Here is a 17478-nt window from a genome sequence, read left to right as displayed (position 1 = left end):
GCAGTTATCAGTTTAAACGATTGTCCCATCGCAGATTGCAAAACTCAATGATAAACTGGTTGAAGATATCCAAAAACCAGGTTAAAATATTACCACCTAAACAGAAAAAGCGGCTTATGCCGCTTTTCACTTTTAATTCTTAACTAATTCCGTGATAGCGCTAAATGCCCGCTAAGCCTGCCCGATGGTATTTATGGCCGAATCTTTAACTTCTTCTTTTACCGATGTAGCTTTGTCCCTAAGCTCATCTTTAGTCTCCTCAAAGGAATCAGCAGCCCTACTGGCATAATCTTTTCCGGTTTCCACAAGACGTTCCAATTCTTCTTTGGCACGGTCAATAACCCTGTCCTTAAGATCAGCTAGCGATCTGGAAAGCTTATCGACTGTTTCTTCTCCCTTATCCGGAGCAAATAAGATTCCCAATGCTGCCCCTGCTGCAAGTCCGGCAAGCAATGCAACAACTGTTTTTGAATTATCGTTCATAGTAGCGTGTATTATTTTTTCTTGTAGAACCTGTTATTCAAGGATTTGTTTGATTTTTTTTCTAAAAACCCCTTTATCCTAAATACCACCACACTTTCAGAAAACCAGGTGACTTTTTCAATTGGAGACAATGCGGGGCAATTGCAACCGAGGATCAGGAAAAAATATCTGAGCGCCATTACAGGATAGAAAACATGATCAGTAAAACCACCGCTGGATTTGTGATACGACTTTATACTGTGCTGAAATAATTAAGCTGCACAATGTCAGGATCCGGGTAGGCAGCGAAATGGGAAAGGCGCTGACTTTCATTCCAGTTTGCCATCCAACTCAGTTCAACCAAAACAATGTGAGCACCTGGCTAAAATCCCACTCCAGCGGCAATAATATATTGCCTTAACAAAATGTTGGATAACGTTTCATGTACAAAGCCAAACGAATAGTCTATAACGAAAAGCAAAAGAAACCAATGCGGCAGTATTCCGGCTAATCATCCGAAAGTAACGCAAAAATTCTCCACCGGCATCCTAAGGATTCAGCCAGATAACCCGGGATCTGTAATAGCAAGATAATGCCTATGATCCATAGCTGGCCAACCCCTTAAGGAGTTGATCAATGGTATTAAGCAGCGAACTGCCTTCATATGGCTTACCGATGATAGCATCAGCCTTGCAGTCAATCAGGGCAATCTCCTGATAGCTAAGACCGGTCAGTAATAAGATCGGAATACCTGAACTAGCGGATTTACCCTTTAACTCATCACATATTAATCTTCCATCAGCATCATTAAGTCTAATATCCATGATAATGAGATCCGGCTTAAACCCGGCAACCGCCTGATCGATACGCTCGGCACTTAATACTGTATGAGTCAGAAAATTTTCAAATATCAAAAAAGAATCGAGTGCGCCCAGCATCAGTTCATCATCGTCAATCACAAGAATTCTTTTTTGCATAGTAATGTAGTTAAAGAAATGTAGGGCGTAAATCTAAACGTTTTTATATGATAAAATTACAACCTACTGCTCTAAACAACACTTTGAAGCTTCTGAAAAACATATTAATGTCTTTTTCTGCTTAGCTTACATAATATCAAACAATTCCACTAGCAATCTTAGACCATTAAAGCTAAATCATTGAATACCAATATCAAAGTTCACAATAGCAATCTTTAAACTCAATTATGAAAGAAGCCGATCTATTCGTAGCACTGCAAAAACAGGTACTGGCAAAATGTGGCATAGCAATTATTGATATCAATGATTGCAGGAATATTTCAATCCAGATTTTCGAACAAAACAGAAACTATATTTCCGAAACTACAATCAAACGCTTTTTTGGATTTCCCAGCACCAACGATCAGTTCTCACCCTTCGTAATGGATAGCATCTCACAGTTTATAGGCTTTACAAATTGGGAGGAGTTCCAGCATAAACAGTCGGGATGATATTGTCACCACCCCCGTCCAGTTAAAAACGGCAAGACATTATAATTGAGAACTATCAAATGCAAGTACCGATCAAGATCTACAGCCCCCTGAGGATCATCAGCATACCATTAAACGATATACAATTCCTTAAGGCCTTTTTAAGTATCAATTTTTACCTAAAAAATCAAGCGTCAGTTCATCGCGCTGATCATCAAAATACTTACCCAAAACATTTCCGAACACAGGATCCGAATCATCTACTTTTGCGAAAAGGGTCATACAGGAGCGCAGCTTCAGATCGTCCGGGGAACCGAAGATCCCATAAGCGGTTCTCCCATCAAGAGATAAAACGGCCCGTGAAATTTCAACAAGATGTTTACCCAGAATGGGATGGCGGAGATATTCACCAGCCTCCCTGATATTATCAAGAGCATAATATTCTGATATCTCACTCTTACCCAATCCCTTTAACTGAGGAAATATATACCACATCCAGTGGCTGGCTTTTCTCCCGTCCATTATTTCTTCCAAGGCTTTAAGGTAAGCCTGGTTGTGGGCAGTTAAAAACCTGGTTATTTTATCGTGTTCCATTTGATTAAATTCAGTATAATACAACTTCTTCCACGAGCACTGGGCATCACTTATGTTTCGGCGGAACATGACGCCCAGAAACTACCGTTACCGGCCTTAAGCCGGTATATTATAATACTTCATAACACCAAAAACCTTTCTTACCCCTTCAGCCCATTGCCCGGTATGTTCATCCTAAAAGATTCGTCAAACATCTCAAAATCCAGTCCACCATCACTTATAAAAAAAAACCGCTCTGCCAGGGGTGCCCAAAGCCTGAGCTCCCCTCCCCCCGTTTCCGTTAAAATTTAATCCAATATTTCTTTTGCGTATGTTTATTTCCAATGATGGTTTTGAAAAAAACAAAAAAAATCGATCAAAGTTTTGGAACAATAATCCGGATACGTTAAGAGTCAGGAAAAATAAAATAGCTATCCTGATCGATTTGCCCTCCCTGGGGCAATAAAGGTGTTTAGAAATTGAAGTTACAAGGCTATTGCTTTAGTATGTTGGTAAAAGATTTTTCTTGTTGATACTAAGCAACATCGTTCGCAGATTCATCAATAAAATCTTATAAAAGCTATAAACGCGGTATAAATACGCAGTGTTTTACCCATAACTGCTTCCATGGCCAGATTGACAATTCATAAGCGGATTAATATATTTATCTTCACGGAGAATTTGCATGCAGACCAGCATAGAAGTGCCCTTGATATGGAAGATAGATTTGAACTTGTAGAACAGCTTGCCAAATACAAAAAAGAAAACGAAGAACTGAAGCTAAAAGTTGAGGAACTGACCGACTTTTTCGAAAATGCCTCCATTCCACTCCATTGGGTCGATGGAGATGGGATTATCATATGGGCCAACCAGGCCGAACTCGATGCACTGGGCTATCTGAAAGAGGAATACATCGGTTTTCCGATCAGTGACTTCCATGCAGATCAGAATGTGATCAACGATATTTTGGACCGCCTGATCAGGAATGAAACACTTTACGATTATTCTGCAAGCCTTAAATGCAAGGATGGTTCGGTCAAACACGTACTGATCAATTCAAATGTGCTTAGAAAAGATGGTAAATTCATCCACACCCGTTGCTTTACCCGGGACGTCACCGAAAAGAAATATGAGGAACAGCGGAAGAATGATTTTGTTGCAATGGTCAGCCACGAACTTAAAACCCCGTTAACTGCAATCACCTCATATGTTCAGCTTTTAATGAGAAAGTGGGGCAAGGATACAGATGGATTCAATATGCAGGTGCTATCCAGGATAGAGATCCAGGCCAAAAAAATGGTTGCGATGGCGCACGACTTTTTAAGCCTTGCCAAAATCGAAGATGGCAAGATCCATCTCCGCAGGGAAAAGTTTGACCTGGAATCCCTTGTAAGAGAAATCGTAGTGGATGCACAATTACTGACCACAAAACATAACATCCGATCTGGAGACTTTAAGGGAATCGAAATTGATGCCGACCGGGACAAGATCGGGCAGGTATTAAGCAATCTGGTAAGCAATGCAATCAAATACTCCCCAATGGGCGGAACCGTTACAGTCACATGCGAAAAGTGCCCGGGCGAGGTTAACATTTCCGTAGTTGACCAGGGCATTGGGATCAATAAGACAGATCAAAAAAGATTATTTGACCGCTATTACCGTATAAACGACAATAACCATAAAGAAGTATCCGGATTTGGCATAGGACTGTACCTGGTATCGGAAATCCTTAAATACCATCAGAGCGAAATCAAGGTTGAGAGCGAACAGAACCAGGGGTCAACTTTCCATTTTGCTTTACCGGCAGAATTTAAGTAAGCCATTTCCTCCAGGTTTCCATAAATTTCCAAGCAATATCCACCATAATTTTTATCCCAGTTTCCATATCTTTGGATTATTGATGAAGACTGAAGAAAGACCGCAGGAAAACAATTTTAGCGGAGAGCTGATTATCCAGGTCCTCCAGTTGTCCACTGAGCCCACCGCGATCTACAGCGGTGAAGATATGCGTATCCAGTTTGCGAACGATGGAATGCTCATACTGTGGGGCAGGGACAGCTCCGTAATCGGAAAACCACTGATAGAAGCAATTCCAGAATTAGAGGGCCAGCCCTTTTTACCCATACTCAGACAGGTTTGGCTTACTGGTATCAGTTACTCCGTAACAGAGGCACCGGCCCAGCTCATCAAGAACCGCATGCCGACCATCGGTTACTTTGATTATGAATATAAAGCAATACTAGGCAGTGACAACAAAACATACTGCATTCTAAATACCGCAAAAGACGTCACATCAAACAGGGCTTACCTTGAGCGCCTACAGCAAAAAGAAGAAAAAGAACAGGCCCTGATCGAAGAAATGGCTACCACCATGGAAGAGCTGACCTCCACAAACGAGGATCTGAACAGCTCACTGAAACTGCTGGGCGAAAGCCGGGAACATGTGAGGACCATTATCGAGCAGGCCCCTGTGGGAATCGCGATGCTGCAGGGCCCCGAACACATCATCGAAATCGCCAACCCCGAGATCCTTAAAATCTGGGGACGTGAAGGTATAGAAGTAATCGGACATCCCCACCATGCGGCCAGGCCCGAACTCCAGGGACAACCTGTCAATCTTTGGCTGGACAACGTTTACTCAACCGGCAAGCCAAAGGTCAATAAAGAGTTTCTGGTAAAGCTCCGCTATAAAGGAGGATTGAGAGAAGCAATCGTAAACTCCATCTACCAACCCATTGTCTCATCCGGCGAGGTCACCGGAGTGCTGGTCATCCTCGAAGAAATTACACAACAGGTGTTGGACCGGCGCAGTAGTGAAAAAGACCAGCAGATGCTTGCCCTTGCAATTGATGCCGGAGAACTGGCAACATTTTATTACGAACCCCAGAGCAACCTCTTTTCAGGCAACCACCTGCTGAAATCATGGTTCGGGCTTTCTGCAGAAGAAAACCTTGACCTGTCACTGGCACTCAGTACCATCCTTGATGAAGACAGGGGCCGCGTAACCGCTGCCATCAGCGAAGCACTCCGGGAGGGATCAAACGGCCAATATAATATTGAATACAGCATCAAAAACCCATCGGAAATAAACCTCAGGCTGGTTCATGCACAAGGAAGGGTATTTTATGGCTCTGACGGTAAAGCTGTGAGCCTGAACGGCACATTAAGGGACATCACCGAACAAAAAGAAGATGAACAGCGCAAAGACGACTTCATGGGCATGGTAAGCCATGAACTAAAAACCCCTTTAACTTCCCTGAATGCCTACCTACAGGTACTCCAACGGCAGGCCAACCTTGCCGGAGAGACCACCCAGCAAAGCGTTCTTGTCAAATCAGTCAGACAGGTACGGAACATGAACTCCATGATCAACGGCTTTCTTAATATCTCTAGGCTGGAGTCGGGAAAAATGGTGATCGAAAAAACACAAACCGATCTCAAGAAACTTCTTGCCGAGCTCGAAGAAGAAATGCTTTCCACGATCCATACACATATAATTGCATTCCAGCCCACAGAAAATCTGACGCTGAACGCAGACCGGGAAAAAATTTCACAGGTAATTCAAAACCTCGTGGGAAACGCGGTTAAATATTCACCAATGGGAACCAGGATCACAGTTGCCTACCAGCAGAGGGACCCAGGCAAAGTACAGTTATCCGTAAGGGATGAAGGCATAGAAATTGCAAAAGAAGACCATCAGAAGATTTTCGAACGCTATCACAGGGTACAAAACCCCCGGATCGGATCAATCGCGGGCTTCGGGATCGGACTATACCTCTGCCGCGAGATTATCGGGTTACACCAGGGCACAATCTGGGTGGAAAGCGGCGAAGGAAAGGGCACAACCTTCATTGTTGAACTTCCATTGGAAAATTGACAACAAAATATCAACCCTAATAATTCCAGAATAAGAATAATACAGTATCCCCCTTAGATCTATTCGCCTGCCTGTCTGCCTCTATGTTATAAATAATATCTGAAACTTTACACTCCGGCAAAAGACAAATATTAAGATATTTTTATATTAGCAGTCTAAAACACCAATTGCCCAATGAATTTTTACTACTGTTTGAGTTTCAGCGAAACTGTTGAGGGTTCATGCATGCTCTTTAAGAACCTCGCATGGATCTCCAGGGACGATGAAGATCAATGGTATCAAATTTCAATAGCGGAAAGGGAAATTAATGCAGGCAATATCCAATTCAACAACGGCATAACAAGGAGCGGAGAAATTTGAGAATGGGTAAAATCGGGCATTACAGAGAGTATAGGCCAATCCATTGAGGTACGGGATATTGAAATCGCACTCTACGGCCCAGACAAAATGCTTTTCATCTGGATGATCAAAGATGCCCGTCCCGTGTCATACCAGGCAGATGAAGCGCAATGGGAGGTGAAGCTCAACACCCTTGAATTTTCCTACAATGCACTCCTTAAGATATACCCGTAAGAAACCGGGCTTTTTTGAAGCCCAGCTAAAGCGTCCTGACTTCAAATGCACCATAGCTCACCATTTCTGCATTATGGGATACCTGAAGATTAAGTTTCAACTTTTCGATAAGCCCCTTGGCTGTTTCAATGGCTTCATGAATATTGTTCATACCCCTCACCTCTATGCCCGAACGCATTACCTTGAATTTATTCGGTTCAAACTTATCAATGAATTTCTGGAGGTCTTTAGAAAGAGTGTTTACCGTGCTCATAGTTTAGTATTTACCTTATAATCCCATATGCGCTACAATTGTTTTGCCATTCCCTGAAATTGCCACTCCAAAACAAAGTATCATTCCAATTTTGCTTCCCCTTGGATATTGCAAACAACTCTAAATCTCATTGGCAACCTACTGCCCATTCAAGTACCAACCAATTAGGGGCTCGAACAATACAGCATCTGATCATTGAGAGGGAAAACAAAAAAGACGGTATGCGCTAAAAAATATGCCATTTTAAGTCAAGGGCTGAATAAATAGGCGGATAATACAATAAAATGATGTGACCGAAGAAAGTAGATTAAATAAACAGATCGGTAAAGTGTCGATTATTCAAAAAGTTCCTGCCCTTTTGTATAGTAACTTTTACGTCCGCCGATCTTCTGCGATAAAATCTCCTCTCCTTTTGATGTCTCTTTCAAAGATGCGCCATGCACCTGCATAAAATCCCGAAGTTCACCGGTCAGCCCGTCCCCATTCTCTCTGGCAATCTGTTCAATTGCCCTGTTCAGTACTTTACCGATACTGGCATAAAGTATCTTTGCCATCTTTTCCGGGATGGCCTTAGCGATGGAAAAAGGAGAAATACCGGCATGGTAAAGTATCTCATCACCATAAGAATTACCTATCCCGCGCATCTGGTGCTGATCCATCAACAGCGTTTTGATGACCGTCTTTTTCTTAGTGAGTAAATCCAGAAAATATCCTTCATCCATACCGAGTGCGTCCGGAGTATCCACCGCTTCAGGATTAAGGGTCGTCGTGGCCTGCTTCTGAAGATCGATCAGTGCAAAGGCATCACCTCCCTCGAAATGAAAACCCAGGATCTGAAACCGCGGCGGCTCATCCTGGTCTATCAGCACTAGTTCACCCCTTAACATCAGGTGAAGCCCGAGGACCTGTGATCCAGAAAAAAAAAGCTGCAAGGTTTTTCCTGCCCTTTCCACTTTCATCAGTTCCCTTCCTTCCAACGCTTTTTTCAATTCCTTGCCCGTAACATTCAATTTTTTTGCTACGCTGATTTCAAGCGTTTCCAGCACTTTCCCTTTAAACCTGCGGGAAAGGATCTGGGCAAAGACGGTTAAATCCGGTAGTTCTGCCATAGTTACATCGATAAATATTTTTTGATTTCTGCAATACTGTCGCCCCGCAATAAAGCGGCAGCTTTTAGCTCAACAGTACTGATCTGGAACTGCTCCGCCCAGTAAGCCAGTTCATCCGGATCATTAAGGTTTATTGTCCCGGTATTGGCACCAAATTCCTGCGGTTCCAGGGTATCCCCGTCACTTTCTATTTCATGGCGGTCGATTGCCCTGTCAGTGTCCGGTAAGGATGCCCTTTGCGGTGTATCCCTACTTTCTTTAGCCTGACCTTCCTTTTCAAAATGCTCACGCGCGCGCTTTAATCCTGTAGTTATCGCAATACCCTCCTCCACGCCCTCCTGCAAGAGCGCATTCGCAATTTCCACTGCTTTTTCCCGGAGCTGCAAAGGCTGGTTTTTATATGATGGAGGATAGTCCCCGTTGTACCACGGCATAATCAAAGTATTTGTTCCAGTTTTAAAACAAGTCTTTGGACAACAATGTTTTGCTTAATAAACCACAATATATATGAGCTTTATGGAACAGATGAATGTCAGCGATGAGCAAAAGATAAGTTTTGATTTTAGCAGGTTCAGATTGCCACAATACGTCGGGGAATTCCGTCCACTTCTTTACAAACACGGAGACCGATTTTGTACGGTACTTGGCCCCGACCTACAAAGCGGCATCTTTGGCTGTGGTGATACGCCAGAGGATGCACTGATCAACTGGAACGATGAGCTCAGGGAAAACCTTCGCCATCCCGATCTGAAAAATCCGGTCATGCAGTTTGTTTTGGATACGATCAATACCAAAGCAAAGGATGTCTGGTAAATTGCTAACTGGTGCACGTATTAACCGTTCTTTTAAATCAAAGTAAAGGCTTCGGGATCTGCTCAGTTAAATTATAAAAGAGAATCCTAAATCAATCAGGAATTAAATACTTTGTCCCTTTTATCCTGGATTTCCCTTATTTTGGAAAGGATTATCTTAAACCTCGCGATATCTTCTTCAAAAAAAGACTTCGCATAGGTTTCAGTCTGCTTAGCATTAAACAAGGTCTTGTAACCGTCCTCATACCTGGTGACCTGATAAAAATCATTTTCGATCACCACCCTGTACACATCCGCATTTATGGAAAACTCGAACGGGAATTCTTCATTCATAATCACGATGAGCAAGGCCGTATTAAAAGTTGCAATTTCAATGGCAGATTTCCTGATCTCCGGTATGAGTTTATAGAAATCCGCATCCTCCTGAAGTTCTATTTCCAATACTGCAGAAGAGGGTTCTGTTATTTTAAGGATCTGGGGAAACCTGTCTTTTAACTTTCCGATAAAAAACTGTTTTTCATTTTTAAGCGCCCGTACCAGCTCAGGCTTGAGTTCATAATATGCCGTGTAATTATCATCAATATCTTCGTCCCATGTAAAAAAACCATATTGATCGTTATCAAACCACATCCCCGATCTAAGCCCATCAGAAGTGAAAGTCTGCCCGTTACTGATAACCCTAACATCCCTTCCCTTTACCGAGAGATCATAAATTACATTTTCCATTTAATCTTTATAATACTAATTATCCGTTGATTGTATGTCAGTAAAAGGTATATGGTTTAAGTCTAATTTACTTTAAGGATCCATTCCCGTAACCTTTACCAAACTGCCCGTTGTACTTTATGCCCAACCAGCCCCCAACCGAACCCTGCGTAGCTGAGCGGAATACTCCAGGGGCGGCAGATCTCCGTATTCAAAATGTGCGGAAGGTCCCAGGCTACTTAAAAAACCCCCAGCTGCTGACCATTCATATACCGCAACCGGCCCGCCATTTATCATCATCATCATAAAATACAAAATCTTTTCTACCAAGAAAAAGGCTAATTGATCCCGACAAGGACAAAATAGGCATTTCCAGCCTTTTTGACGACCAGGTCCAAATGCTCTTCGAAATCCACAAGGTTCAAAATTTCATCTTTCAAAAAAGTTGAAAAAACCTCAAGATCGGTCTCATCCGAAATAACCACCTCCAGGGTTTCACTGCCCTTCCACTCTGTGGAACGGATTTCGGGATAAGCCCCTTTGAGCAGGGAAGGAAAGCCTTTTCTGGAAAAAGCTCCTGAAAGCAGGTTTGAAATATCCCAGAGGTAAGGCTTAAGGTCTTCATCATGCGTATTCCACTTCATACCCCGTTCCTCGTCCCGCCACATAGTGCCGATGTAACGGCCATCAAATTTTACACTATAACATTCTCCACCGCTTTCAACCACTGCCTGAACCGGTCCATTGCCGGTAGGGATTTCAAAAACATATCTTTCCATATTCAAATTTGGTTCCTGGGAAACAGAGGTCCCCAACCTACGCTTTTTGCGCCCGAGCAGAAACGCCGCAGTCAGGGAAAAGCCTAAAATACCGCCCAGCAATAATTGACTGCGGTGGCTGAAGCCCCATTTTTCCATTGCCTTAAAATAATGCATAATTCCATTGCCTTCCATAACGATAAGAACAAGTCCTTTGAAGGATAGTTTTGTAAAACACAACACCGTATTTCATAAATCAGGTCACCTCAACCTTGAAATCATCAGAAAACGCTGCATTATATACACTAAAAACAACAGGCCACTCTTCTTCTACAAGTTCCGAAACAAAGGAACTGAAGATTAACCTAAAGCAATCAAACTCAATACCATCCCTACAGACCACCATATAACTGCTGTCATTCTCCATGATCACTTCCTTTACCTGCTCTTCCCAGTGAACCTTGATCTTGTCGGGCAGCAGGTTAAAGTGCTGGCTGTCTATAAACTTTCCGATTGCACTTATGCGTCCCCCATCGAGATTTTCTCCGTTTGCAGATATCCAGATCCCATCAACTTTACTTAAGCTTCCCAAAAGAAAACCATTATATAATACATTCCAGGGCTCGCCTTCCGCAAAGCGCACCAGTTGATAGGCATCCATAGCGTCGCCCTCACCAAAAAGATAATCGAGCACCACCGTTCTGGTGGTCGCTACAAGGTTCTGCTTAAATACGTTCGAATAATGCTCCATTTTGCCCGATACAATTGACCTTAATTTTTTGCCTATCAATTTCAAAATCTCCATTGATTTTTTCTACCCCATTTTAATTTCTGCAACATTTGCATCCGTAGATACGGCAACATTGATCATGTTTTCGCACACTCCGGGCACATCGGTTATCCGGCGTGAGGACACCGGTCTCCGCTGGGTTTTTCACCTTATTAATTTTGGTAGAATAACCAGTATATAGGGTATTTTGTTTGCTTTAATCCATCACCGGGTTTGAAAGGATCGGAAGTTTGGCAAACTGTCTTACCTCAATGCTCGGAAAACCGAAATCTTCTACCACAAGCCCCGAGATCAGATAACATCCATGACCCCGGAAAGGATAAGCTGGGGTAGAATTGGGAAAATGCGTGGTATCAAAAAAACTTCCCTCAGCATCCAGAAAGGTACCGAACCACATTTTTTTGTTGTTCTTGGTATGCACCGTTTTTTCGCATACATAATGACCTACAAGCTTGACCATCTTCCCCACATAAGATTTCAGGTCTGATACCCTAACCGCTCCACGGTATGCTGTTTTCAGTAGATCGAACATGGACATGGAAAGTGGAAAACCCAGCAGTTCAAGTTCATGATAAGCATTCTCGAGCGCTGTATTTACCAGCACCGGCATCGAATAGTTTTTCTTTTCAACCTCGAAGAGTTCCGATGCCGCACTGGGCCTGACCTTCTGCCCCATCATCAGGTGCACCTCCCATAAAAGTTCTTTTTTACTTTTTCCCGTAAACCGCAACGCCCCCACCCGGATCAGGATTACGACCTGCTCAATCCCCATACCTGTCCGTTTGATCAGGTCCTGTGCAGAGAGATAGTCTCCCTTCAGCCTGCGCTCTTCGGGAATGAGTTCCACATATTTCCCCTCCAGCCCCAAAATGCCGACAAAACCCAGAAAGGCATCATCCCCAAAAATCGAAACCGCCGAAAAAGAACGGTTCACGCAGGGCAGATGTACTTTGGCCCCTGATTTAGCCAGCTCATGAACATAAAGCCAGCGGGAATAAAAACCACCATAATTGTTGAGCACAGCAACCATGAATTCCCGTGGATAGTAAGTTTTCAAAAATAAACTTTGGTAACTCTCCACCGCAAAACTGGCCGAATGTGCCTTGGAAAAACTATAGCCTGCAAAACTGGAAACCTGCCTCCAGACTTCCGCTATGGTTTCTTCCGGCCGGCCCAGCTTTCGGGCTTCCTCAAAAAACCGTTCCACCAACCTGTCAAATTCACTTTTGGAGCGGTACTTCCCGCTCATGCCACGCCGAAGGATGTCGGCATCCGTCCCATCCATCCCTGCAAAATGGATACAGATCTTGATCACATCCTCCTGATACACCATTACCCCATAGGTTTCCCCGAGCATTTCCTCCATAACCGGGTGCAGGTACTGCACTTTAGAAGGATCATGGTGGTAGCGTATATAGGCCGGCATCATCCCGGAGCTGGCCACCCCCGGACGGATGATTGATGATGCAGCTACCAGTACCAGATAAGAGTCGCACCGCAGTTTGGTCAGCAGCTGCCGCATTGCAGGGGATTCAATATAAAAGCAGCCGATGGTATCACCGATCTTCAGTTTATTGTTCAGCAACGGATCATCCATGAATTTTCTCACCTGGTGGACATCCACCTTTTTCCCCAGGTTTTCTTCCACCAGCCTGACCGCTTCCTTGATATGGCCGATACCGCGCTGGGAAAGGATATCATACTTATCAAAGCCGATCTTCTCCGCCTCGTACATATCCCACTGTACAGTGGGCATCCCCTTTGGGGGTAGATCGAGCGCGGTATAATAGGTAATCGGCTCCTCAGAGATCAGCACCCCTCCGGCATGTATGCTGCGCTGATTGGGCATGTTCTGCATCATCTGATAAATTGCCATTATCTTTTTAAAGGTTTCATTGTCCCTGTTCACCGCAGCCCGGGCCGGATCGGTGAACCCGTCGATTTCCCCCTTGGGCAGGCCCATCACCTTTCCGATCTCGCGGATCACCGAGCGGTCCTTAAAGGTTGACATCGTGCCCAGCAGCGCAGTATGCGAAGATCCGTACCTTTTAAAGATATAATCCTGCACATCCTCCCTTTCGTCCCATGAAAAATCAAGGTCAAAATCCGGCGGCGAGGTGCGCTGTGCATTCAAAAACCTTTCAAAATACAGATCCAGTTCAATAGGATCCACATCCGTGATGCGAAGACAATAAGCAACCGTTGAATTTGCCCCTGATCCCCTGCCAACATGATAATAACCCCGCGAGGAGGCATAACGGATAATATCCCAGGTGATGAGAAAATAAGCACAGAAATCAAGCTCAAAAATCACTTTGAGTTCATGTTTCACTTTTTTAAACGCATCCTTATTGGTCTTTCCATATCTGTATTCCACCCCCCCGAGCGCCAGTTTTTGAAGGAGCTCCCGGTCATCCTCCTTATTACCGGTAAAAGTTTTCCTGTTCAGGTTCACCCTTCCCCCGGCATATTCCTCCATCGAACAGCTGTCCATCAGCGAACGGGTATTATCCAATATAAAAGCAAATTTGGAAAAGCGCGATTCAATCTCGCCCGGAGGCAAAAAACAGTCCGTAGGAGCGCACCTATCTTCATCCCCAACCATGGTGATCAGGGTATTGAGGTCTATCCCACGGAGATATTCATGCAGGCGGTACTCCAATCTGTTGCAGACAAAAACAGGCTGGAGCACCACAAGTTTTTGTTTAAGGTTTTTAAGCTCAACATTGAACAGACTGTGCAGCTCATCAAAACGGATACCCAGGTATTCATTATCCTTAAGTATCCCCTTATAACCAAAAGGATAGATCATATAAGCGTTTACCATCACCTCAGCCTCGTCCGGAAGTTCTTTTTGAGCCAGGTTATGGTGGCTCAGAAACTCATTGAGTTCACGCATGCCCTCCCTGTTCCTGGCGATGCCGATGTAAAGCAGTTTTTTGTCCCGCCTGAACTCCAGTCCGCCGATCGGCTTGATACCAGCCTCACGGCATCCGCGGATAAACTCCATCACACCCGTGGAGTTGTTGATGTCGGATAAAACCATCTGAGTTACGCCACGGGATGTGGCCTCTTCGATCAGCCTTGGAACCGGCATTGTGCCGTAACGCAGGGAATATTGGGAATGGACATTGATGTACATGATAAAAAATATTAAAGTTCAATGTTCATCGTAGATGCTATCGATATGGATTTGGAACCGAAACGGTGACGGATCTTATCAAGCGCCTGATAAAGAGAATACTGCTCTTCGCTCTGTGAATAAAGGTCGATCTGCTCAAAACCCGTCACCAGATTGGAAAGGCGTACCCCGACCAACCTGATGAGTTTCCTTTTCTGGAAAAGCTGGCGGAAGAGATCCTTTGCTTTGGCAATCAGCACCGAATCCAGCGCGGTATAGGGAATGGATGCCTGCCTGGTAACGTCTTCAAAATCCGAGTAACGGATGGTGAGGGTGATACAGGCGCAGAGTTTTTTTTGCTCCCGCAGCTGGAAAGCTATATCCATTACCATCGCGGTGAGCAGGTTGCCGATCATCGTTACATCGATTGAATCGGATTTAAATGTCGACTGTGTACCGATACTTTTAGCTTCAGAATAGGGAACCACAGGCGAATAATCGATCCCCTTGGATTTCTGCAACAGCGAGAGGCCGTTTTTCCCCAGTAAGGCATTCATGTGATCGGGTGAAACCTGCGAAAGGGTGTAGATTTTCTTGATACCCATATCGCTCAGCTTGATAAAGGTTTTCTCCCCCAGCCCCGGAATTTTACGGATCGACAACGGATTCAGGAAAGGAACAACGCCGGGCTGCTGGATATCGAGCTCCCCATTGGGCTTACACTCATTGGTAGCCATTTTGGAAACCGTTTTATTTACCGATAGACCAAATGATATCGGCAGCCCGGTCTCTTTGATCACTGTTGCCCTGAGCTCATGGGCGTATTTCATACATCCATGAAAACGGTCCATGCCTGTCATATCGATATAATGCTCATCAATACTTGCTTTTTCGATCAACGGCACCCGCTCCTTCAAAATATCGGTAATCTCATGCGAAGCCTTCGAATACTCATCCATATTGCCGCGCAGAAAAACCGCATGCGGACACAACTGTCTGGCCATCCGCGCCGGCATGGCTGAATGGACACCGAACTTCCGCGCCTCGTAACTACAGGACGCCACCACACCACGGTCAGAACTCCCACCGATAATGACCGCCTTTCCGATCAGGTCAGGGTTCTTGCGGACCTCAACAGATACAAAAAATGCATCCTGGTCCATATGGATGATGTGTTTATCGCTGTGCATATCTCAAAGTCTGAACAAAATTACTAATTAAATTAGTAATTAAAATCAATTAAAAGTTATCAACAACTGCAAAAACTAAAATTGTTAGTAATTTATTTCGAAATAACGCCTTCTTGTCTGTGGAAATTAAGTTTAATATCAAAACCTCAAACTACGGCAATGTGGATAACTTATAGTTTATTTATAACAAGAACCCACATCACCTGCCCCATTACTGTAAAGTTATTTCAAAACAATATGAACCAATTACCAGTTCTTTAAGGAAAAACAACTTATAAAAGCATGGAAATCAACAATAAAATCATCGGCGACCTGAAGGGTCTTATATCAATTGTAAACGACGGTAAAGAAGGATACGAGTCTGCGGCAGAGACCACCGAAAACCTGGAGCTCAAAGCTGTTTTTCTGAAATATGCCGCGGAGAGAAAAGCATATGAACTGGAATTGAAAGCCCATCTGGCATCACACGGCGGAGAATCCGATAACAGTGATGGCGGCATTCTGGGCAGCCTGCACCGTGCATGGATCGAGGTTAAAGAAGCATTGAGCAGTAAAGAAGATGCCGCAGTACTTGGCGCAGTTGAAACAGGCGAAAAGGCAGCGATCGAAAAATATGATGCAGTTCTTAAAGATCCATCCACACACGCGGACCATATTGACCTGTTGACCAGACAACGGGACGGGATACAGGGTGCTCTAACAGAAATTACCGCTTTGAAAGGCTCAAGGTCATAATTGAAGTTTATAAAACCTTCAAAAAAAGGAGTCAGGTTAAATACAACTAAGGGCTGCTATCAACAGATCAGCGGCCCTTATCATTATTGAGACAGGCCATCAATCCCATCCATCCCCAAAGATTATACTAGGTTGGCAATTTGATAAACAGCCCTGGCGATCCCACGACCGTATAGCAATAATCCGTAGCTTACATTTTAATGCCCGGCAAACTTTTGGGCTGTTTGCGTAATCCCGACCCTTCAGATCCCATCATGCAATACGTGATCGATACATCAATACCAAAGAACAGGGCATCTCATAAAACAGTTAGAGGCTTAGTAAAAGCGTTAAGCCCCTTCACCCAAACTACCGGTTAAAACACAAGTGATCTGCCATTAGTATAGGCTAGTCAAAAAGCGTCAAGTAAGGCCCGGAAGGATTGTTATTATTTTCATCCTTGTTACGGGCATTGTTTATCTTCGGATCCACCTGCCAGCCTTTTAGCAGTGTATTATCAACAGGATGAAGCGCCTTTAACCGCTGTTCAACCGGAAGTTCACGGTCCAGCCAGACAGCACTTTCGGCCTGCGACAGGATACACGGCATCCGGTCATGAATCTTTCCCACATAATCGTTTGCCTTCTGCATAATCATGGTACAGGAAGGAATCACAATACCTGTGCGTGGATCTTTCCAACTGTCCCAATACCCGGCCAATAACAGTATGCCACCATCTTTCCGTTCAAAAAAATAGGGCTGTCTGGCACCGCCACTCCTGTCCCATTCATAAAAACCCTCCACCACAAAAACACAGTGCCTCCTGCCGATCAGCGGACGGTAGGTCGGCAGGCTGAACATGGTTTCGATCCTGCAGTAAGTGGTTGAGAATTTAGGTACCTCTTTGGATCCCGATGGGATCAGTCCCCATTTAACATAATGCAACCTTCCCGGCCTCGCATCCAAAATCACGGGCATATCCGTTCCAGGGGGACGGTTTGTATCCTTTTCTCTGGTATCTCCGCCGAGGAGCAAACCTGCCTTTGCAGCCATTGCCAGACTTTCTCCGATCAGTGTTCTTCCGCACATATCTT

The 17478-nt window shown here is 44.2% G+C and carries 17 protein-coding genes; 5 read left to right on the top strand and 12 right to left on the bottom strand.

What is annotated here, in order from left to right; all coding sequences use genetic code 11:
• Positions 1–171: 171 nt before the first annotated feature.
• Positions 172–483: a YtxH domain-containing protein gene (locus R2S57_RS05285; protein WP_316844018.1), complete on the bottom strand. Its 312-nt coding sequence runs from the start codon at positions 481–483 to the stop codon at positions 172–174.
• Positions 484–1058: 575 nt separating this feature from the next.
• A complete protein-coding gene (locus R2S57_RS05280; protein WP_316825994.1) occupies positions 1059–1439 on the bottom strand; it encodes a response regulator transcription factor in 381 nt (126 codons plus the stop codon).
• Positions 1440–1666: 227 nt separating this feature from the next.
• Between R2S57_RS05280 and R2S57_RS05275 the strand changes: the two genes are divergently transcribed.
• Complete coding sequence (locus R2S57_RS05275; RefSeq protein ID WP_316825993.1) at positions 1667–1930, top strand: hypothetical protein; 264 nt, start codon at positions 1667–1669, stop codon at positions 1928–1930.
• A 147-nt stretch (positions 1931–2077) separates the two neighbouring features.
• Here R2S57_RS05275 and R2S57_RS05270 read toward each other — a convergent pair whose 3' ends face one another.
• Entirely contained in the window at positions 2078–2503 is a 426-nt protein-coding gene (locus tag R2S57_RS05270; RefSeq protein ID WP_316825992.1) for a DUF1810 domain-containing protein, read from the bottom strand.
• Positions 2504–3196: 693 nt separating this feature from the next.
• On the opposite strand from R2S57_RS05270, the gene R2S57_RS05265 reads away from it, so the two are divergent.
• Both R2S57_RS05265 and R2S57_RS05260 read left to right on the top strand, forming a co-directional pair.
• A complete protein-coding gene (locus R2S57_RS05265; protein WP_316844017.1) occupies positions 3197–4300 on the top strand; it encodes an ATP-binding protein in 1104 nt (367 codons plus the stop codon).
• An 82-nt stretch (positions 4301–4382) separates the two neighbouring features.
• Entirely contained in the window at positions 4383–6359 is a 1977-nt protein-coding gene (locus tag R2S57_RS05260; RefSeq protein ID WP_316844016.1) for an ATP-binding protein, read from the top strand.
• Positions 6360–6957: 598 nt separating this feature from the next.
• Here the strand turns inward: R2S57_RS05260 and R2S57_RS05255 are convergent.
• The 3 genes from R2S57_RS05255 to R2S57_RS05245 all read right to left on the bottom strand — a co-directional run bounded on the left by R2S57_RS05255 (position 6958) and on the right by R2S57_RS05245 (position 8728).
• Positions 6958–7185, bottom strand: a complete 228-nt coding sequence (locus R2S57_RS05255) for a hypothetical protein (RefSeq protein WP_316844015.1) — start codon at positions 7183–7185, stop codon at positions 6958–6960.
• 335 nt (positions 7186–7520) lie between these two features.
• Positions 7521–8294 (bottom strand): DNA-formamidopyrimidine glycosylase family protein, encoded by a 774-nt coding sequence (locus R2S57_RS05250; protein ID WP_316825987.1) that lies wholly within the window; start codon positions 8292–8294, stop codon positions 7521–7523.
• Positions 8295–8296: 2 nt separating this feature from the next.
• On the bottom strand, positions 8297–8728 hold the full coding sequence (locus R2S57_RS05245) for a DUF3606 domain-containing protein (RefSeq protein ID WP_316844014.1): 432 nt from the start codon (positions 8726–8728) through the stop codon (positions 8297–8299).
• Positions 8729–8810: 82 nt separating this feature from the next.
• On the opposite strand from R2S57_RS05245, the gene R2S57_RS05240 reads away from it, so the two are divergent.
• Positions 8811–9107, top strand: coding sequence for a hypothetical protein (locus R2S57_RS05240; protein ID WP_316844013.1), 297 nt, complete (start codon positions 8811–8813; stop codon positions 9105–9107).
• A gap of 95 nt (positions 9108–9202) precedes the next feature.
• Here the strand turns inward: R2S57_RS05240 and R2S57_RS05235 are convergent, their stop codons facing one another.
• The 5 genes from R2S57_RS05235 to dinB all read right to left on the bottom strand — a co-directional run bounded on the left by R2S57_RS05235 (position 9203) and on the right by dinB (position 15670).
• Complete coding sequence (locus R2S57_RS05235) at positions 9203–9832, bottom strand: hypothetical protein (protein WP_316844012.1); 630 nt, start codon at positions 9830–9832, stop codon at positions 9203–9205.
• Between the two features lie 317 nt (positions 9833–10149).
• Positions 10150–10764, bottom strand: a complete 615-nt coding sequence (locus R2S57_RS05230; protein WP_316844011.1) for a hypothetical protein — start codon at positions 10762–10764, stop codon at positions 10150–10152.
• 61 nt (positions 10765–10825) lie between these two features.
• Entirely contained in the window at positions 10826–11374 is a 549-nt protein-coding gene (locus R2S57_RS05225; protein WP_316825982.1) for a hypothetical protein, read from the bottom strand.
• A 181-nt stretch (positions 11375–11555) separates the two neighbouring features.
• Entirely contained in the window at positions 11556–14501 is a 2946-nt protein-coding gene (locus R2S57_RS05220) for a DNA polymerase III subunit alpha (RefSeq protein ID WP_316825981.1), read from the bottom strand.
• Positions 14502–14512: 11 nt separating this feature from the next.
• Positions 14513–15670, bottom strand: a complete 1158-nt coding sequence (gene dinB, locus R2S57_RS05215) for a DNA polymerase IV (protein WP_316825980.1) — start codon at positions 15668–15670, stop codon at positions 14513–14515.
• Positions 15671–15952: 282 nt separating this feature from the next.
• Here dinB and R2S57_RS05210 point away from each other — a divergent pair, with 282 nt between their 5' ends.
• A complete protein-coding gene (locus tag R2S57_RS05210; protein WP_316844010.1) occupies positions 15953–16405 on the top strand; it encodes a PA2169 family four-helix-bundle protein in 453 nt (150 codons plus the stop codon).
• Between the two features lie 387 nt (positions 16406–16792).
• Here the strand turns inward: R2S57_RS05210 and R2S57_RS05205 are convergent, their stop codons facing one another.
• Positions 16793–17473 carry an SOS response-associated peptidase gene (locus tag R2S57_RS05205; protein WP_316844009.1) on the bottom strand — a complete coding sequence of 227 codons (681 nt, stop codon included), beginning with the start codon at positions 17471–17473 and terminating at the stop codon, positions 16793–16795.
• Between the last annotated feature and the right edge of the window lie 5 nt (positions 17474–17478).

This window comes from Pedobacter psychrodurus (assembly GCF_032678585.1).
Lineage (GTDB): Bacteria > Bacteroidota > Bacteroidia > Sphingobacteriales > Sphingobacteriaceae > Pedobacter > Pedobacter psychrodurus_A.
This window is presented reverse-complemented; position numbering and strand designations above follow the sequence as displayed.